The 18162-nt window shown below is 39.2% G+C and carries 20 protein-coding genes; 4 read left to right on the plus strand and 16 right to left on the minus strand.

The features are described from left to right. Positions 1 to 29: 29 nt before the first annotated feature. From QNH28_RS19610 to QNH28_RS19625, 4 genes are all read right to left on the minus strand, one after another. The gene (locus tag QNH28_RS19610; RefSeq protein WP_283908176.1) at positions 30 to 2372 is read right to left on the minus strand and encodes an ABC transporter permease; all 2343 of its coding nucleotides are present in this window, start codon (positions 2370 to 2372) and stop codon (positions 30 to 32) included. Positions 2373 to 2374: 2 nt separating this feature from the next. Then, positions 2375 to 3148, minus strand: coding sequence for an ABC transporter ATP-binding protein (locus QNH28_RS19615; RefSeq protein ID WP_283908177.1), 774 nt, complete (start codon positions 3146 to 3148; stop codon positions 2375 to 2377). 168 nt (positions 3149 to 3316) lie between these two features. After that, positions 3317 to 4582: a HAMP domain-containing sensor histidine kinase gene (locus tag QNH28_RS19620; RefSeq protein WP_283908178.1), complete on the minus strand. Its 1266-nt coding sequence runs from the start codon at positions 4580 to 4582 to the stop codon at positions 3317 to 3319. 2 nt (positions 4583 to 4584) lie between these two features. Continuing rightward, positions 4585 to 5268, minus strand: coding sequence for a response regulator transcription factor (locus QNH28_RS19625; RefSeq protein ID WP_283908179.1), 684 nt, complete (start codon positions 5266 to 5268; stop codon positions 4585 to 4587). Positions 5269 to 5334: 66 nt separating this feature from the next. On the opposite strand from QNH28_RS19625, the gene QNH28_RS19630 reads away from it, so the two are divergent. Further along, on the plus strand, positions 5335 to 6597 hold the full coding sequence (locus QNH28_RS19630) for a serine hydrolase domain-containing protein (RefSeq protein WP_283908180.1): 1263 nt from the start codon (positions 5335 to 5337) through the stop codon (positions 6595 to 6597). 34 nt (positions 6598 to 6631) lie between these two features. Here the strand turns inward: QNH28_RS19630 and QNH28_RS19635 are convergent, their stop codons facing one another. From QNH28_RS19635 to QNH28_RS19670, 8 genes are all read right to left on the minus strand, one after another. Next, positions 6632 to 6991, minus strand: a complete 360-nt coding sequence (locus QNH28_RS19635) for a hypothetical protein (protein ID WP_283908181.1) — start codon at positions 6989 to 6991, stop codon at positions 6632 to 6634. Positions 6992 to 7284: 293 nt separating this feature from the next. Beyond that, entirely contained in the window at positions 7285 to 7428 is a 144-nt protein-coding gene (locus QNH28_RS19640) for a hypothetical protein (protein ID WP_280786537.1), read from the minus strand. A gap of 93 nt (positions 7429 to 7521) precedes the next feature. Next, entirely contained in the window at positions 7522 to 7749 is a 228-nt protein-coding gene (locus tag QNH28_RS19645) for a hypothetical protein (RefSeq protein WP_283908182.1), read from the minus strand. Between the two features lie 14 nt (positions 7750 to 7763). After that, complete coding sequence (locus QNH28_RS19650) at positions 7764 to 8825, minus strand: TIGR04066 family peptide maturation system protein (protein ID WP_283908183.1); 1062 nt, start codon at positions 8823 to 8825, stop codon at positions 7764 to 7766. Then, a complete protein-coding gene (locus QNH28_RS19655) occupies positions 8822 to 10240 on the minus strand; it encodes a radical SAM/SPASM domain-containing protein (RefSeq protein ID WP_283908184.1) in 1419 nt (472 codons plus the stop codon). Before QNH28_RS19655 ends, QNH28_RS19650 begins: the two co-directional genes overlap by 4 nt. Next, positions 10191 to 11978 (minus strand): ABC transporter ATP-binding protein, encoded by a 1788-nt coding sequence (locus QNH28_RS19660; RefSeq protein WP_283908185.1) that lies wholly within the window; start codon positions 11976 to 11978, stop codon positions 10191 to 10193. The genes QNH28_RS19655 and QNH28_RS19660 overlap by 50 nt, the downstream gene beginning before the upstream one ends. A gap of 158 nt (positions 11979 to 12136) precedes the next feature. Continuing rightward, positions 12137 to 12934: an ABC transporter permease gene (locus tag QNH28_RS19665; protein ID WP_283908186.1), complete on the minus strand. Its 798-nt coding sequence runs from the start codon at positions 12932 to 12934 to the stop codon at positions 12137 to 12139. Between the two features lie 3 nt (positions 12935 to 12937). Continuing rightward, on the minus strand, positions 12938 to 13849 hold the full coding sequence (locus QNH28_RS19670) for an ABC transporter ATP-binding protein (RefSeq protein ID WP_283908187.1): 912 nt from the start codon (positions 13847 to 13849) through the stop codon (positions 12938 to 12940). A 197-nt stretch (positions 13850 to 14046) separates the two neighbouring features. Here QNH28_RS19670 and QNH28_RS19675 point away from each other — a divergent pair, with 197 nt between their 5' ends. Together QNH28_RS19675 and QNH28_RS19680 are read left to right on the plus strand one after the other, a co-directional pair. Further along, positions 14047 to 14784 carry a LytR/AlgR family response regulator transcription factor gene (locus QNH28_RS19675; protein WP_283908188.1) on the plus strand — a complete coding sequence of 246 codons (738 nt, stop codon included), beginning with the start codon at positions 14047 to 14049 and terminating at the stop codon, positions 14782 to 14784. Continuing rightward, positions 14777 to 16084, plus strand: a complete 1308-nt coding sequence (locus tag QNH28_RS19680) for an ATP-binding protein (protein WP_283908189.1) — start codon at positions 14777 to 14779, stop codon at positions 16082 to 16084. The genes QNH28_RS19675 and QNH28_RS19680 overlap by 8 nt, the downstream gene beginning before the upstream one ends. Positions 16085 to 16161: 77 nt before the next feature. On the opposite strand, the gene QNH28_RS19685 is transcribed toward QNH28_RS19680, so the two are convergent. The 3 genes from QNH28_RS19685 to QNH28_RS19695 all read right to left on the minus strand — a co-directional run bounded on the left by QNH28_RS19685 (position 16162) and on the right by QNH28_RS19695 (position 17321). Beyond that, entirely contained in the window at positions 16162 to 16347 is a 186-nt protein-coding gene (locus QNH28_RS19685) for a hypothetical protein (protein WP_283908190.1), read from the minus strand. An 82-nt stretch (positions 16348 to 16429) separates the two neighbouring features. Further along, positions 16430 to 16990 carry a substrate-binding domain-containing protein gene (locus QNH28_RS19690; protein WP_283908191.1) on the minus strand — a complete coding sequence of 187 codons (561 nt, stop codon included), beginning with the start codon at positions 16988 to 16990 and terminating at the stop codon, positions 16430 to 16432. After that, complete coding sequence (locus tag QNH28_RS19695) at positions 16971 to 17321, minus strand: winged helix-turn-helix domain-containing protein (RefSeq protein WP_283908192.1); 351 nt, start codon at positions 17319 to 17321, stop codon at positions 16971 to 16973. Before QNH28_RS19695 ends, QNH28_RS19690 begins: the two co-directional genes overlap by 20 nt. 123 nt (positions 17322 to 17444) lie before the next feature. On the opposite strand from QNH28_RS19695, the gene QNH28_RS19700 reads away from it, so the two are divergent. Beyond that, entirely contained in the window at positions 17445 to 17654 is a 210-nt protein-coding gene (locus tag QNH28_RS19700; RefSeq protein WP_283908193.1) for a hypothetical protein, read from the plus strand. An 18-nt stretch (positions 17655 to 17672) separates the two neighbouring features. Here the strand turns inward: QNH28_RS19700 and QNH28_RS19705 are convergent, their stop codons facing one another. Next, the gene (locus QNH28_RS19705; protein WP_283908194.1) at positions 17673 to 18158 is read right to left on the minus strand and encodes a DinB family protein; all 486 of its coding nucleotides are present in this window, start codon (positions 18156 to 18158) and stop codon (positions 17673 to 17675) included. Positions 18159 to 18162: the final 4 nt, after the last annotated feature.

Below are 18162 nucleotides of genomic sequence, written 5' to 3' on the forward strand. Positions count from 1 at the left end.
CCCAACTCGTTATTTTTTGTTTTTTCCGCTTAATCCATAATCAAATCGTATACACTGACTTTTCGAATCCGCCGAGCAACAAGCATAGAAACCACATAGGCTACTACTAAGATCGCTAAACACAATAGCAGCACTTGAGGCAGACTAACCGCCAACTGGACGTTATAAATGCCTAGACTTGACAGCAATAATACAAACGCCGAATCCGAGAAACAATAACCGGCTAAACTCCCCAGCACTACTCCAACTACAATCACCGGAAAGAGACTGAACGTAATCTGTGTCATTAGATTAAACGTAGTATAACCCATACCTTTAAGAATGCCGAATTCTCGCTTTCGTTTCATAATCAAAGTCTTAATCACTAAATACAAAATTAGACTGACTACAAAAATCGTAACCACAGTAATCACTGCTGTCATAGAAGACACTGCTGAAGTGAAGGTATTAAGTGTACTATCCATTGCTTCTCGAACGTTAGTAATGTTCCATTGTCCGGGGAATCGCGCTTCGAGATCCTTCGCAAAAGCTTGGGAATCCCCCGCCTCTTTTAGATATACATTGATGGACTGAGGGATATACTCCGGTTGCAGTCTTCTCATTCCATCTCCCGTTATACTCGCTACCATCCCAAGTTGATTAATCTGCTGGCTTAAGCCAGTGACCAAATAATTCTCCGTCACACCATTAAAAGTGACCGGAACTTCGTCCCCTACTTCTTTATTCTCCATTTTTGCAATAACACCGGAAATCGAAATTTCGTTATCATAAATGGGTTGCCTGCCTTTATATGTTGTTTGTGTCTCCAGCTGACTAAAATCGTCTGATACTCGCAGCATAAAGTTGGTATCTTTAATCGAAGCGGCCAGGCTATCCAATACAGTCAACTTTTTAACTACTGGCATAGCTTCTAATTCTGTAAACATTCCTTCTTGCAGATCTCCGTTCTTTGGCAACAACATAAAATCGCTTCGTTCTATGCCTACCAACTTTATTACGGCGGAAGTGTCTCCATTAAAGTTGAAATTCAGTATAGAGCAAAAAATACTAGAAAAGGTTAACCCGGCAACAATTAGTATGATCATCATGTTCTGTTTCATCTGCCTTAATAAAGCTTTAAGGCTTAAGCTGAATTGCAGATTCATTCGGGATGTTTCAAGTGGAATGTGATTCCGTTTAAAATTATGCGTATGGATCCCACTCTGCAGAGCAGCTATCGGAGTAATGTTTCGGATTCGCCGACTCGACAAATAGGTAACAATAGCAACCAGTCCAGAGACGATAACCAAACTAAGCGCTGCACTGCCTCCTTCAAAGGATACAGGCCACAGAAGTCCGATCGAAGAAGAAATCATATTCCCTACCAAGGGCATAACTAACCCCGCTAACCCTCCTCCCGGTATGGCAGCGATGATGGAAACTGAGGTGAACTGAAGCAGAAGCGCGTTTTTTATCTGCCGTGAGGTATAACCATTCGCCTTTAAAACACCGATATTAGTCAGATTGTCTTCAATATGTCCTAATATTTGAAACCGGATTACAATAAGCGAAATCAGAACCATAATGAGTGCAAATACGATCAAAATAGCTGCTAAGAGATTAACAAAAACACGGTTCCCTTCGAGTCCGACTTCCGCCCGCATTACTTGAAATGGACTCTTAATTCCTGAGGCAAAAATCCGCTCACTTAACATTTGTTCCAGCTTCACATCCTTTGAAGGATCGGTCAAATCCGCTGAAAGAAAACTATACTGAGCTTCTGTTCCAAGACGTTTCTCCAATTGCTTATAGCCTTCATCATTTAGAAATACTTTTAAAGCTCCGTTCGTTAATGTCCCTAGAAGCGGCTCCTCAATAAATCCACCGATGGTATAAGAGAATTGGTTACTATTGTATTCAAAAGAAAAGATATCACCTAGCTCATACCCCGATCCTACATGGAATAAATAAGGCAGATAGATCATATTCGGATCCCTAGATTCGAGCGGGGTAGTAGTCTTGAATAGTCCCATTGTCCGCGGTGTATCCGCGTTTAGCATTATAAAAGCAACAGTAGTGTCCGTTTCTCCAAACTTCATTTTTGCGTCTGCGAATAGAATCGCTGCTTCAGTCTCCAAAGTTTCGGTATATGGATAGCTATCCACTAGCTCCTCATACTCTTTTAGATGATCATCTTTTGCAAAATATGCACTTATTTCTGGAGTCTTTAATTCAGTCATTTTTTCTTGCTGAAAAGAATTAAGCTTCAAGCTGACCGTGAGGCCAATGTTCAGCAGCAGCGCGGCAATCATAATCAATACGAAGAGCGTAATCGTTGCACTTTTTCTTTTACGAATATTAGACCAGGCAAGCTTTCCTATTAAGCTTCTCATCCCTACCACCCCAATTCGGTCAGAAAGGACTGTAATTGCTGCTGCCGTTCAGGTCCACTATCTTCGCTATAGGAGGAAAGGCGCAAATCTCCAACGATAACTCCATCCCGCAGATACAAAATCCGATTACCACGCAACGCCGTTTTGAGATCATGGGTAACCATAATAATGCTTTGTCCCTGTTTATTCACATCAGTCAGGACACGCAGTACCCCTATTCCTGCTGAGCTATTTAGCGCTCCCGTCGGTTCATCCGCGAATACCGCCTTTGGGCTGTTGATCAGGGCCCGGATAATTCCGGCACGCTGTGCTTCACCACCTGAGATTTGCGCCGGAAACTTCCCCCAGACGGAGTCATCTAAACCTACATCAGCGAGAAGCTTTTTAGCTTTTTCCACGGCTGCAGCTCTATCCTTCTGTACGAGAAAAGCGCTTGATAACACATTGTCGAGGACACTCATCGAATCGAGTAGATGGATCTGTTGAAAAACAAACCCACAATTCTTCCGCCGGAATATCGCCAGCTGATCATTACTCATCGCCGTTATACCTTGACCTTCAAACAAAACCTCTCCAAGCGTTGGCTTATCCATTCCCGAAATGGCATACAGCAGCGTTGATTTACCAGATCCAGAGCTGCCCATGATAATCGTGAAATCACCTTGATATAAGGTCAGATCTAAATTTTTTAATACATGCTGCTGAGTTCCCCCATGGGAAAAGGTTTTTCCAAGCTTATGGGTCTGCATCAATACTTTATTATTCACTTCGCTCATGTTGAACACTCCATTTACATTCATGCTCATTAATTGCGCTATTTGTAAACCTAACTCTTCGCGAAATATAATGGCTGCAATCACAGGCTGATTCGTAATTGCAACCTTATCGTACGTTAAATGTTCTTAACATGTCTTTGTGCAATCCTTAGCGAATTCTTAATTCTATCATGCTAAAGGAATCAGCAGCTTTACAGTAAATCCATCCTGTCGATTGGAACACACAATGTCGCCCTGCATTTTTTGCATCATATAACGAGAAATGTACAGACCTAGACCCGCTCCGTTCTGGCTCACGGCCAGACTGCCTCGAAAGAATTTATTGAATATTAAGGGCAATTCCTCTTCAGGAACACCAGGACCGTAATCCAGAATATCAACCTCCAGATAATGATCTCTAACCTCGAATTTAATATCGATGGGTGTGCCGGAGTAGGCGTATTTGTAGGAATTGTTCACCACATTATCGATGACCTGCTGAAGCCGCAAGGGGTCCACCGTAATGATACAGTCTGGCACAGAGGCTGCTGAAATCCGTTCGTAAAAGTTCACATTATTTATAATTTGAGTCAGCAGGTGACTATGCTCTTCCGTTAGGCTGACTTTAAGTTCATTTAGTTCCTCTAAAGTCGAATGGAACATGTCTGTGACCAGACGATCAATCTGATCCGCTTTGGAATACAAGGTGTTCAGCTGTCTGCTTGTCTTCTCATCTCTTGCGCTTAATAACATCAGCTCCGTGATCGCCTTCAGCGAAGAGACCGGTGTCTTAATATCATGACTGAGACTAGCAACCAGCTCCTTCTTACTCTTGTTCGCCAAATATTCACTGTGCCTAGCCGCGGCAAGCTCTTCACGCATCATATCGAAGCTTTCGGTAAAAGCACCAAACAGATGATTACGATCCATCTCCAGAGGCACTTCAAGGTCACCTCTTGCGATATGCTTTGCGAATAGCTGCATTTTGCGAAACGGACGAAGAATGGATCTATTCAGGAACCAAATATATAGGATGCCTATAATTGTAAGCAAAAGCAGCATCACAACAGATACTTGTATAAATTGTTGTTTCATATGTATAAAAATCGTACGGTGATCATTATTAATAATTACTTTACCCACCAGCTGATCCTGAACAACAACGTCGACTAAGGTATCCCGATTATTGATAGCTTCATTAACGCTAACGGAAATCGCATTTTCAGTCTGATATTTTAATTTACCAGAGGTATCAATAATGGCGAAATCATAGGGACTTTCCTTGTACAGTTTCGGCTCAAGCTTATCCCAATGCTGCTCTGTAAGCTTAACAATGGTATTGATCGCCACTCGGTCTGTTGAGGTCTCCACCTTCAAATTAAATATCAGGAATAAGAGAGTTATACTTGCAGCGAGTATAGTGAGCATTAGCGCCAGTAGCAATTTTTTAGTCATCACTATTTATCCTCAAAAGCATAACCGATGCCCCATACGGTACGGATGTACTGCGGATCGTTAGGATTCTGCTCAATCTTCTCACGGAGATGACGGATATGTACATTTAAGGTGCCATCTCCCGCAAAAACATCCCCCCATACCCCTGTAAATAGCTCCTCTTTAGGGATTACCCGATTTTTATGCTGGATCAAAAACTTTAGCAATTTATATTCCATTGTTTTCAGCTTGAGGGGTACGCCGTTAAGACTTGCCCTTCTGAGTTCGGGATCAATCTGTATGGGGCCGGATTCAAGAAGGGATGACTCGGCTACAACTTCGTTGTTGTAACGTTTAAGCACCGCCTTTACTTTTGCCAGCAATACTCTCAGGGTATACGGCTTATGAATATAATCATCTCCCCCGATATCTAGCGCAATTAATACATCATCCTCACTGGAGCGGGCACTAATAAACAGGATGGGAATCCCAGTCGTCTGACGCAGTTCTTTGCATAACTGGAAGCCGGATTCACCGCCTAAATTAATATCAAGGAGTAACATCGACACCTGATGCTCACTCAAAAAGCTCCGACAGGCATCGGCGTTCGTAACAAACGCGGTCTGAACATCAAACAAATTAAAATATTCGCAGGTGGTCTCCGCAAGCTCAATTTCATCATCAATAATCAAACAATCATATCTCATCGATTTCTCTCCGCTTCAACTGAATTTATTATTATGTTAGAATATGCCTTTAAGGAGGGGTTACCTGTGGATACACAATTCCAGCGACTGGAGCACTATTTAGATAAATACGAACAAAGCTGGCCATTAAGTGGCACAGTCTTAATAGCTCAGCGTGGAGAAATCAAGTTACATAAAGCGTACGGATATGCGAATCTTGAACATCAGGTCCCGAACACTTTAGATACCAAATTCCGGATCTGGTCACTTACCAAATCATTCACTGGCATGGCTATCCTGATGCTAAAAGAACAAAAACGTCTTAGACTGGAAGATCCAATCCTAAAATATCTCCCTCAGCAGCATGCCCTAGAGGGGATTACCATCCTTCACCTGCTGGGACATACTTCAGGTATAGCCAACTACTCTTCCATACCCGAATATAATCAAAAATTAAATAAACTGAAGCTGACTCCACAGGAGATGTTACAGCTATTTGTGAGCCACCCGCCTGCATTTATGCCTGGTACTTCATTCGCCTATAACAACTCAGGTTATTATTTGCTGGGGATGATCATTGAGAAGATTACAGGGATGACATTTGAAGATTATATCACTACTTTTATATTACAGCCTCTGGGTATGGTAAATACAGGAGTTTATAACAATCAGCAAATTATTCCAAAATTAGCCTCACCTTATCATTCCTCTTGGGGAGAATACACTCAGGGAGAATACATAGATATGAGTTCTATCCTGTCCGCTGGCGCGATGTATTCGACGGCTGCCGATCTTTTTCTGTGGGATCAAGCCTTGTACTCTGATCAATTAGTATCTCATAACACCCTGGAGATGGCCTTTCATTCCAGTAATCTCAAATATCGATTCGGTTGGTTCTTGGACGAACGTTTAGATCGAAAAAGAATGTATCACGGCGGTGCCTATCGCGGTTTCCGAAGTGAACTGCATAGATACCCTGAAGATCAAACAAGCGTCATCATGTTGACTAATTATGATTGCGTACCCGTCACTAAGTTAACAGAATCGCTAGCTGGATTAATATTTGGTGAACCTGAAAGGGTGCCTGTCTCTCCACATGCCTTCCCGCTTGATGACAGCATTTATGCTTCATATATGGGAACCTATGAGGGATATGGCTGCAAAGCGAGCGTGGAGCGTAGTGGGCAGGATTACTATTTTGTCTGGAATGATGTAGAAGTCACTCCGTTTTATCCAATCTCGGAAACAAGATTCCATCATACGAAGCATGATTCGGAATATGAATTTAAGCGGAATGCTCAGGGTGTGCTTTCATTTCTGGGGATGCACAAAAAACAAGACAAGTCTTAAATAGACCTGTCTTGTTTTTTTGTTCGTATTTACGCTAGGCCTTAGCTATAATGATGAACTCAGCCAGAAGCACAAGTAAGGCAGTAGCTACGCCAAGCGAATTAATTACCGTTAAAGCATCTGGGTAGCTTTCTTTCTTAAATTGCGAGAATAAAGATACCATCCATAATACACTGAAGAATAATGCGACCAATCCGGAAATAGCCTCACTATCCACTTTTCTACTTCGCATAAATAATCCAACAAGGCCAACAACTGTAAAAATCATGTATATAACAAGCTCTATGGATGTGATGACAATCGCCTCGCCTGCAGAGAACAAATGCATTAACATGTATTGAATCCCTAAACAAATAAACACAAGCTGGTTAAAAGAAACTTTGCTCACTCTCATAGTTTATCTCCTTTTAATTTAAGTAAACTGCCACAAAAAAGATAACGCTTACATTATATCGAGGATTAAAATATTCCACTGTGACTTTCAATACTCTTCCAAAAGCAGTTCAATCAAAAACAAGCCTTAAACAAAAAAATCTCCTGGCAATATTGTTGCCGGAGATTTTATATTAAAGTTTTAATAATAATAATAATAATAATACTGACATAAAGGATGTATTCAAAACAGCCAATTACTATCTAGTAAAACTTCGTCAAAAATAGGATCTCAATTCATGATGTATAAATCCACTAATTTTTAACAGCATTCAGCGCATCTAATTGGTCACTATGTCTTTTTTCTGTAAAAATAAGGCATAGGCACATACACCAGCAAGTTGCAAATGTTGAGACCATAGGAGCTACTTGTTGAGAAGCATTTTTATTAAGTTCCATTATTTATTCCCCTCCTTTCAATTTGTCATAGGGTCTGTTTTGAATACATCTCTTATGCCAGCATTGAAAATATAGAGCGAGATTTCTATAACACTACTTTAGATATTTTGGTATAACTTCAATAAGGTTTTCTACAGTTAAGTTTTTGATTTCACGGACAAAAGAATCATTGATTTGGAATCCAAGTTCGTTCTCAAGATCTGTTAAAATATAAATGATATTTCTAACAGACGTTACACCTAATAGATTGGTCGTACTATCGAATTCTTTGACATAATTTTTGACTGTTTCTTCTATAACCTGTTCGCTTAGAGCCAACAACTCCTTCCCCTCCTTTAAATCATTGGAATATTATTTTGCAACTCACTTATAATTCTTCTGAAAGCATCTTCTTGACTTGTAGAATTAGAAACATTAAAAGTGTACATCCCCTCTTGAGAATAGGAATTATTTTCTACTAAGTCTGGATAATCTACAGAATAGTATTCTAGTTGTCTTGCTTCTGGATTATATAGGCAAACATTCTCAGAAATATGATAGTAATCAACATTGACACCATATTTGTACAAACAAGTAGACTTCATTTCTTTCAAATGAGATTCCTCGTAATTTCCGTAATACAAACTTAAGATTGTGATATCTGGTATAACTGCATTACCGATTAGGAAAGGTATATACCCATAGCCATTGGGAACTGCTGAGCTATACTTAAGAATGCTTCCCGGAACTCCAATAATGATGACATCAGGTTTCTCAGCTTGTTCTATATATTTAATATAGGCATTAATACTCTCGACCTGTTCTGAAAACGTTAGACCATTACCGTCTATAATGTCTGGGATTGTATGGTATCCCCATAATCTAGATAGTGCATTGCTGGAAATCAAACTCATCTTATATCCCAAATTGCGAAAGTTTTCACTTAGTTTAAGCTGCAAATTCCATTTCCCACAGTTTTCCCCCATCCCCATAATTAAAATGACCGGGACATCGATACTCGCTAGTGCATTCTGTTTCGATATAGAAATATGCTCTAGATTCAGACACTCCCAACCCTCTATGGTTGATTGGTTTAATACAGTTTTCAATTCAGCCTCGTACATAATATGTTTTCCCTTTTCTTCTGCAAGAGAAGATAACCGGCAGTAACCTGATTCATCAACTTGAAAATGAGGCTTACATAATAACAGTACATCCACTGAATTAATCAGATCATTTAAATAAAAGCTCTCTTCATCACATATTAGAGCCCTTTTAGTGTCGTCCACTTCGTCGAATGACTCCCAACCTTTTGGAACTACGGCATACGTCAGCTCAAATTTCTGAAGCTCACTTTCTGCTAGCAATAAAGGCATCAGACCTTTATGAAAAGGGTAAACCGCCAGTTTGTTCTTCACAGTGAAATATCCTCTCTTGTAAACTGATATTTAAATTCCCTCGTCATCGTATAGTTCTTTAAATTCTCTAAAGCCGACGCTTTAACTCTGTTGCATTTGCTAAGCTTATAGCTTTCTGAATAATGTTCATCCTTTCCATTATCCGCTGCAGCGGGGCATATGGAGCAGCAATGAAAAGCCCAGCATTCTTTACAGTTTTGTTCCGTAACTGCTCCGACATTCAGAATCTCTCGTACTTTTTTTATATCAAAACCATCCTGAAGGTTTCCCATTTTCATAAGTGAAGAATTTTCATCTATACGCTCACAAGGAAATAAATTGCCGTTTACATCTACAAATAGTTTTTTCAATCCTGGTACACAAGTCCCACTAGGATGAGCTACTTTCGGAGTCTCCTTGATTGGCGAAAGAAACTCTTTGTAGCTATAAATGGTCTCAATATCACGTTTATGAAAAGCCACAGGCTCTTCTTTTATTTTGCCTAGTAGCAATAGATATGCCTTCAAAGCTTCGTAATTTCGTTCTTCAAAATAAGCCTCACCATAAACGAATTCCGTCTCTGTATAGTTCATGGATAGTGTATTAAAGTTAACTTTAGAGAGGTCACTCACTCCTTCTCCAGCTCTAAAGTAATCAAAGATCTCTTCGAACTTACCATCTGGACTAATAACTGTATTGAACTTCAGTTTCTTATACAGATCAGGATAGTTGTCTCTAATATGTACAACATTACGGTATACAATCTCGTAGGAACCACGTCCATTAACAAACGTCCTATTTTCATTATGAACATCCTTCGGTCCATCCAAGCTAATCATAATGGATATGTTAAAATCACGAACTTCCCTTGCGAAACTATCATCCAGTAGTGTGCCATTCGTAGTCATTCCAAAGGAGATCTCTTTGCCGCTTACTTTCTCCTGAGTATATTTCATAGTATCTATTATGAGTTTTTTTTCAATCAAAGGCTCCCCACCATAAAAAGCCACATGCAAATGGTCCACGTCTTTAGAATGGTCTACTAGGAAATCAATCCCTTGCTGCAAAGTATCCCAGGTTATATTCAGAGCAGAATGTGAACGATTATTATAAATTTCATTGCTAGAGTATGGACAGTAACCACAACGCAAGTTGCAATTTTGAGACATCTGAAAAGTGATTGAATTAACACAACGCTCTAACTGGTACTCCAACATTTGACTTGCCGGATGCTCTATTTGTAGAATCGGAGATTCAGCTAGAAGCCCCCTTTGTTGAAAATCTTTAAGCACATTTACATCTGCTTCCTCATAACTGCCCTCAGAAATATGACTTAACGCTTCATACTGATTCTGTTTGATTTTATAAATACTGTTTCTATTCATATCATAGACGTAATGCAGATTCGCTCTCGTTTGAAAAGGAATAAAAGGCATCCGGGGTTTCCTCCCTTTGAGTACTAGTAATCATATCTCTAAAACTCTCCTGAGATGTGTACAGCTCATCAAAAGTACCTATCCCAAGAACCTTGCCACCATTTAAATAAATGATCTTATCTAATCTCTTCAATACTTCCGGTCGATGCGTGATCATGATAGTCATCATATAACGATCTGAAGATAACAATTCCTCGTTAAAAACCTGCTCTGAATAATAGTCATAGCTTGAGGTTGCTTCATCCAATAGCAGAATTTTTGTGTTCTTACGTGCTAATGTTCGGGCAAGTGTTATTTTTTGTTTTTGTCCGCCTGATAGTTTAGCGCCATTGTAGCCAATTCGAGTGTCCATTTTTTCCGGTAGATCTTGGATAAATGAATATGCTCCTGACTGTTTGCAGCTTTCCAATATTTCAGTATTTGTAAGCTCTTCAGAAATGTTGATATTGTTCGCCACAGTATCATTGAAAAGATAATTGTTTTGAGCCATCAAACTCCATATCGAGCGATAGGATTCAAAAGTATACTCTTTAACATCTTTATCGTTTATTTTAATGCTGCCTTCAGTAGGCTCGTAGAATCTTAGCAGCAGATTTACAACGGATGATTTGCCACTTCCGTTCAAACCAATAATCGCTACTTTCTCACCTTTTTGAATAGTGAAACTAACCTGATCCAGAGCTTTTTCATTCTCATAAACTAATGATACATTTTCGAATTTAAGCTCATTGATAGATATTGATTCTAATAATTCCTTCGCTTCTGGTTTATCAATTTCAGCATCCGTATTCAGAAATCTTAAAAAACGCTCAAAAGCTGGTTTCACGCTGGATAATTGAGTAATCAAATACGATATGATAGTAATTGGTTCAAATACCAGTGAGGAGTAAGAAATGAAAGATACCAGTCCGCCAATAGTGATTTCATTTTTTTGGATTAACCAAGCACCGTATAAGTAAAGACCACAAGTAAACAATGTAGACATAAATGATCCAGAAATACTGTCAATAAACCCATACCGCATTAGCTTGGATTTAGCATTTTTACTTTCATCCAGATTCACTTTCAGTTTCGCTAGTCGGTTGCCAGTAATCCCCCATACTTTTATCGCTTCAATACCACTAATTGCATCCCCTAACCATTCTGAGAAATTTGATTGCAAATGCATAATGCTTTCATAAACCTTTACCTGCTTTTTATATAAATAACTGCTAATTAGCATTTTGACTGGAATTGTAGCAAGCATAACTAAGGTCAATTTCCAGTTAATATAAAACAAGGCTGTTAAGCCCGCGAAAACTTTAAATAGATTAACGAAAGATGTTAAAAATTGCGTGTCTGTCAAAGATGATATGTTGGCGATATCTTGAAAAAGCTCTGACATCACTACTGAGAAATTTCTGTCTTTAAAAAATTTCGTACGTACGGATAATACATGTTTACAAGCTTTCTTATTTAAGTCATAGGGTATTCTCACACTTATTTCCTTGTAGTAATAGAATTGAAATATGCCAAGTAATTGTTGGATAAGGAATACTAAAAAAATCAGTCCTACGTATTGTATAACTCGATAAAAATCCAAATCTAGAATACCAATGTCAATAAGCTGCTTGGTAAACCAAGGAGTCAAAAAGCTCCCTATAGAAGTCACCAACATTACAATACTGATTATCCAAATGTTTTTACGGTAAGGATGAAATAACTCTTTAATGCTGATCCATACTACATTGTATTTCATTTCACATAACTCCCCGCGACATATACTGGGACTAGCCTCATCCCATCTCAATACCAACAAAAAGAACCATAAAAACTACAATAGCTATCAACGCACCTACAATAACGATCGTTTTAGGTGATCTTTTGCCCCTGTCCATTTCAATACCTCCTTTTTATCTACGCATGTATATCTCTTTTTCCAAATGAAATATAGGTGACAGACAAACTGATAGCTATGATAATCACAGGGATCAGCACCACTTCCATAAAGCTCTTTGCTCCGGTTAGGACTATATGCTGTGAATTGACGACGTAGATTCCGGAAAACTTCATAACCTGGGTCGTTAAAGCATGGTCTGAAATCCCCCTTAACCATGCAGAGGAAGCATCACGGAAATAACCGGATATCATGAAGTCACCGAATATAATTAGAAAAGTTACAACCACCGCTGAGGCCGTTCTTTTAATAAGAATGCCTACCATAATGATTAGAGCCGCATAAGCTGATAAATAAAGAACATTTAATCCCAATACACGGGAAACCTGAATCAAGTCAGCATTTAAATTACGATTACCGATGTCAGTCCCGATTATCAAAGCAGCTATCATATAAGCGAGATAAAACACTACTGTAAATTGTAAAATCCACCATATAATAATTTTTAAGACAGAAAGGTATTTTCCCGTGATGTAGATAAACCTACTTTGTCCAGAAGCAAGGATCACTTTGATAGATCCATATTCAAATCCTTCGGTTGCAAAAAAGCATACATAGACTGGAATAATAAAATAAAAAAATAAAGATAAAGGCGTCACAATCGTTAAGGGTTCCGCAAGATTACCGATTTCAAAACCTGCTTTACTGCCAGTCCAGAATGCTAATACTAGGCTAGCTGTAAGGAACAGCAGAGAAATCCCCTTAAACATGATATCCCTTCTCATAAAGTAAGACTCAGCTCTCAGAAAATCCCTCATTGCTCATTCTCCTATCAGATCCATGTAATAATGCTCAAGATTTGTTGTGGACAGGTTGATTCCTTCAAGTGGAATCCCTTGTTTAATTAACGTTGACATTAACTGTTCAAGATCTGTCAAATCCTTGGGAACCAATATTTCTCCGGATTCTGACAATGTGATCGAATGAATATTAAGATCGTTCTTGAGCACGTTTATGGCTGCTTCTATTTCAACGGTCTTAATGCAAATTTGCGTTTCGGCTGATTGCAAGAGTTCTTCCACAGAGACTTCCTTAATGAACTGCCCTTTATGAATAAACCCGAATTTGGTAGCTAACAATTGGAGTTCACTCAAAATGTGGCTGGAAATCAAGATGGTAACCCCTTTTTCATGTGCCAGCTTAGCCAATAATTTTCTCATTTCTACAATTCCTGCAGGATCAAGTCCATTAATCGGTTCATCCAAAACTAAAAATTCCGGTTCGTTGAGAAGGGAGATAGCCAGCCCTAAGCGTTGACGCATACCCAGAGAATATTCTGATGTATTTTTGTTTTCAACGTCCGTTAGTCCCACCAGATTCAGTACATCTTTAATTCTGTTGAGATCCGAAATACCATGAATCTTGCAATAAAAGCTTAAATTCTCTTCGGCGTTCATATGGGGATAGAGGGCAGGAAGCTCTATTAAAACCCCCATTTTTTTTCTGACCCGTGCGATGTCCTTCTCACTACTTTTACCCATCAATTGGATAGTCCCTTTTGTAGGATAAACTAATCCACTAATTATTTTCATGAGTGTGGTTTTACCTGCTCCGTTCTCACCTACAAAGCCATAGATATCACCCTGTTTAATCTGCATATTTATATTTTGAAGCGCATTTGCACTGCCATACTGTTTAGTTAATCCCTCAGCTTCAAAGATTGTTGTATTCATTTTTCAACTCCTCCATAGCCTCTGCTACTACTAATTGATATTAAATTAGCATGTTTACTAGACTTACTAATCGCCATGGTAAAAAACACGGGAATAAATGTAACTTTCGCCACTTCCAAGTGATCCCTAAAAGGATAAAGGTTGATTATACTCCCATATAATGTATTATTATTTATAGCACAGGAGGGGAATTTCAGATGATAAATATTGCTATTTGTGATGATGATTTCAAGACAACAGAATGTATTGAGAGATTGATCATTAACCATCCCATTCAGCAGACCGTAAAGATAGAGGTATCCATATTCTATTCTGGTGAAAGTTTCACGAAAGCCATTCAACATGGTTGTCCATTTGATATTATTTTTATGGATATAGAAATGAAAGGAATAAGCGGAATAACCGCGGGTCATATATTACGGAGAGATTGTGATAATGATAGGGTTCGATTGATTTACGTATCGAGCCACGAAGAGTATCATGTTCAACTATTTGACGTTCAACCTTCTGGTTTTATAAAGAAGCCTATACATAACGAGTCTTTTGAAAAAAAACTAATCTCTATGATTCAGCAAATAAAGGTCAAACGTCAGCAAAGCCAACCAAAATTACTGCCTGTACACCAAAGTGGAACTAAACTACTTATTCCAATCCGTAATATTATGTACTTGGCAAGTGACCGCCGAAAAATCATTTTGCAAACAACGGAAGATCAAACGGAATATTACAGTACTTTATCTATAGAAGAAGAAAAGCTACCATCGAAGCAGTTTGTGCGGATTCATCAATCGTATCTTGTGAATTTCGATTACATCAAACAAATTCAGGGCAAAAAAATTGTATTGACGAGTGGGGAAGAACTTCCGATCAGCGATAAGCAAAGCACCGTAGTGAAAAAGAGCTATTTGCAATTCAGGGGGAGTCTGCTTGAATAATATTCTTCTGGATGAGCTGTTCTATGCCCTCACGCTGGCAGCCCTCCCATTTATCATTCATTATTTCTATGACCATTGTTTCCCACGGCTTTGGGAATCCAAAGTAATCCTTTATTCCGTATATTCTGCCTATTATATATTTGTACTCCTCCTTCATTACAGTCCACTTCCCGGCTTATGGATGCTAGGGCTTAATATAGTGGGGATCGTTCTCTTGTCCTTTTTCTATAAAGGAAAAATACAATGGCGTATTGGTGCTGCTTTATTTATAGTCGCACTGATTATTCTTTCAGATGCAGCTACTGCACCTGTGTATACGACAAGCGGATACATCTTTACCTTGTTTTTGTCGAAGATTCTGATGTTTATACTGGTACAGATCACACTTCGTTTTACCAAATCTTTTGGCGAAGGGAATCTAAGCAGTTGGTATTGGATCGGGCTGTTCTGTTTTCCGTTTATCAGCATTCTCAGTATTGCAAAATTATCGAGCGAGCTGTCATTGCGAGAATATCCCGCCTTGTATCCGACTTTATCCGGAGGAATGCTGTTAATCAACTTCTTGATCATTCTTTTGTGTGATCGCGTATTAACCATACAATCGGCTCAGAATAAAAACTACTTATTGGAACAGCAAAACACCTACTATATGAACCAGTATCTGCTCACGAAAGAAAAGCAGGAAGAAGTCTTTACGTTTCAACATGATTTCAGGAATATCTTGCTCGGCCTGAGGTCACAATTACAAGCCGGGGAGAAAGAAGCCGGACTGAATGATGTGGATAAGCTTCTTGGAGTGATCGAACTCTCTTCAGGGAGTTGTAATACCGGCTCCATCCTAATCGACTCCATCATTAATTACAAGTCGCAATTTGCCAAAAAGCTGGGTATCTCCTTTCAAACAGACATTAAGATTCCACCTCAGCTTGACCTAGATGCGTATGCATTTAGCATTATTCTAGGGAACACCATTGATAATGCCATCGAAGCATGCAAGCATCCGGGTGTGACTCAGCCCTATATTAAATTCCAACTTCATTATCATAAGGGTACTTTATTTATCAGAATACAGAATCCATATCAGCATTCAATACGAACTAATCATTTCGGAGAATTAGCCACAACAAAACGAGACAAGCATTTTCATGGTATCGGTCTAAAAAGCGTAAAGAAGGCGGTAGAGGAAACCGGCGGAATATGGGATATTACCTATGAAAACCAAATTTTCCAAGTGGAAATTTGTCTTTTTAACATTGAGATCTTATCTGTTGCAGAAGCTGAGCAAAAATACACCTCTTAGAATGACATCGGACGCAAAGGGTTTACCAATGTTTATTCTAAGAGGTGTATTTCAGCCACAAGTATACTTCTATTCTTTTATTTACGGTTCGATTGTAGATTTAGACGAAAACGGAATAGTGCATCTTCACCGTACCACATTGGGAAATTTGTACCCCAGATATTGTTGTGCAAATTAAAATGCCATCCTTTATCTAGAGAAACAAAAGAATTATCGAATTGTAGCAGTCTTTTTTGACCCGGTGCAGCCAAAGCAGCATCCATGGTTTCGATAGAGCGCTCCCATCTGTTCCCTGATAACTAACTCAACGATCTAGTGCATGAAGATTTCGATTCCCATCCTTCACTACGCGTAAAGGTGAGACAGGCTATCAATTTTAATCGTTAACGCCCCTTCACGTGAATTATCCATCCGCTTAATAACTCGATATACGGCAGCTTGTCCGAGTTTCTCTGTCGCTTGTCTTGCGGTAGTTAATGGAACCGGCAGCAAGCTCGCCAATTGAATGTCGGTAAACCCTATAATAGACAATTGATCCGAAACCAAAATTTGCATCGAGATTGCCGTGTACAAGCACGATGTAGCGATATAGTCGTCTGCGCATACAACTGCCGTTAACGCCGAAGTATGGTCTAAAAAAGACTCCAGCTGCATATTCGGAGCATTCAACTGATGCATATAATCTTCAGAGCAGCTCAAGTAAATATTACGGTTGTTTACCGGCAGATCATGATCCAACATAGCTTGAAGATAACCTCTATACCGATCTTCCCTGCTCGTCACACCGTCAAAGGCCATTGAGATATATCCGATTTCCTGGTGACCATTTTCAATCAAATACTGGGTGGTCTTATAAGCCCCATGGTAATGATCATGATAAACGCAGTCAATCTCCGATGTAATCATCCATATTAGGAATCACCAATGCAATCCTTCGTACCGGTTCTTTCTTCTCGATCGCCTTCTCCAGCATCTGTTCCCCGGAATGCACATGGTAATCAGCAGATACGAATGTCCCACGGCGGGCATGGCGATAAACGATCCCTTTTTTCTCCAAGATCTGCAGTGCAAGCTTCGCCGTCATGCGGCTGACACCGTACAACTTGGTAATCTCCCCTTCAGAGGGGACGAGATCATGTGGCTGAAGCTTCCTCTTCCGTATTTCTTCCATCACATGATTTGCTGTCTGTATATACAATAGCGGTATCCGCTCTTTTTCATGCTCCTGATTATCCATTCGAGTCTTTACCCTCTATTCTTGTATGCCGTTAGTCTAAATTTTTCGAATGGGACATCTTATGCTCAAAATAGAATGAACAGTGGATTTATATGCTGCATTATCAATTAGGAGGTCAACCACTTGAAAAATAAAGAATCATTTGTATTCGTCACAATCCCACTATCCGAGATCAAGAAATTCATTCTTATTGATTTTGTAGCTGGAACGGTCATTTACTTTGCCATAAAGTTTCCCTTACATTCCTTTATAGCCGCCTCAGCTGGCAGCATGTTCGGTCCAATGCTCATTCGCCAATCCATGAAATTGGTTCAGAATCGCGCTAAAGCTTAAACCATAAAAGACAAGCTTTCAGCCTTGCTGTATGTATTTTAGGAATTGTTCAATCTGTTTTTTATGATGCTTATCATGTGGGATAAAACTTCTCAAATACTTACGAACACTGAAATTCTTGCGGTCTCCATCTTTATATTCCAAATCGAATTCTTCATCTGTTAATCCAGTGACTGCATCTAAAATTCTAGATCTGTAGAGCACAAATTGTTCAATCAAGGTTTGCTTAGCTAATAATTTGGCATACTCAATCGCGTTAGCATTAAACTCGTTAAAATCCAATTGTTTCGTTGTTAATGGTTCTTTCAAAATAATCTTCTTTATAGCACCTTCATAGAAATATTTATCCCAGAGCATGAGGTGACAGAGAATATCCTTCACGGTCCATTTACCAGTGGCTATGGGCTTATCCCAATGTTTATCTGGCACCTCTTCTAATGATTTCACGAATGGAATGAGGGACTTAAATTCGAGTATCATTTGCTCCTTTGATTTTGCTGCCATAGAA

Origin of the sequence: Paenibacillus sp. G2S3, from assembly GCF_030123105.1 — a bacterium.
In the GTDB taxonomy this organism is placed as follows: domain Bacteria; phylum Bacillota; class Bacilli; order Paenibacillales; family Paenibacillaceae; genus Paenibacillus_AQ.

Bases quoted from the DNA above. Each gene is read 5' to 3' on its own strand.
- QNH28_RS19640 (WP_280786537.1), bottom strand. From the start codon at position 7,428: ATGGAACTTAATAAAAATGCTTCTCAACAAGTAGCTCCTATGGTCTCA.
- QNH28_RS19660 (WP_283908185.1), bottom strand. From the start codon at position 11,978: ATGAAATACAATGTAGTATGGATCAGCATTAAAGAGTTATTTCATCCT.
- QNH28_RS19685 (WP_283908190.1), bottom strand. From the start codon at position 16,347: ATGGATGCTGCTTTGGCTGCACCGGGTCAAAAAAGACTGCTACAATTC.
- QNH28_RS19635 (WP_283908181.1), bottom strand. From the start codon at position 6,991: ATGAGAGTGAGCAAAGTTTCTTTTAACCAGCTTGTGTTTATTTGTTTA.
- QNH28_RS19615 (WP_283908177.1), bottom strand. From the start codon at position 3,148: ATGAGCGAAGTGAATAATAAAGTATTGATGCAGACCCATAAGCTTGGA.
- QNH28_RS19620 (WP_283908178.1), bottom strand. From the start codon at position 4,582: ATGACTAAAAAATTGCTACTGGCGCTAATGCTCACTATACTCGCTGCA.
- QNH28_RS19670 (WP_283908187.1), bottom strand. From the start codon at position 13,849: ATGAATACAACAATCTTTGAAGCTGAGGGATTAACTAAACAGTATGGC.
- QNH28_RS19705 (WP_283908194.1), bottom strand. From the start codon at position 18,158: ATGGCAGCAAAATCAAAGGAGCAAATGATACTCGAATTTAAGTCCCTC.
- QNH28_RS19655 (WP_283908184.1), bottom strand. From the start codon at position 10,240: ATGCCTTTTATTCCTTTTCAAACGAGAGCGAATCTGCATTACGTCTAT.
- QNH28_RS19665 (WP_283908186.1), bottom strand. From the start codon at position 12,934: ATGAGGGATTTTCTGAGAGCTGAGTCTTACTTTATGAGAAGGGATATC.
- QNH28_RS19690 (WP_283908191.1), bottom strand. From the start codon at position 16,990: ATGATTACATCGGAGATTGACTGCGTTTATCATGATCATTACCATGGG.
- QNH28_RS19610 (WP_283908176.1), bottom strand. From the start codon at position 2,372: ATGAGAAGCTTAATAGGAAAGCTTGCCTGGTCTAATATTCGTAAAAGA.
- QNH28_RS19695 (WP_283908192.1), bottom strand. From the start codon at position 17,321: ATGGATAATCAGGAGCATGAAAAAGAGCGGATACCGCTATTGTATATA.
- QNH28_RS19625 (WP_283908179.1), bottom strand. From the start codon at position 5,268: ATGAGATATGATTGTTTGATTATTGATGATGAAATTGAGCTTGCGGAG.
- QNH28_RS19675 (WP_283908188.1), top strand. From the start codon at position 14,047: ATGATAAATATTGCTATTTGTGATGATGATTTCAAGACAACAGAATGT.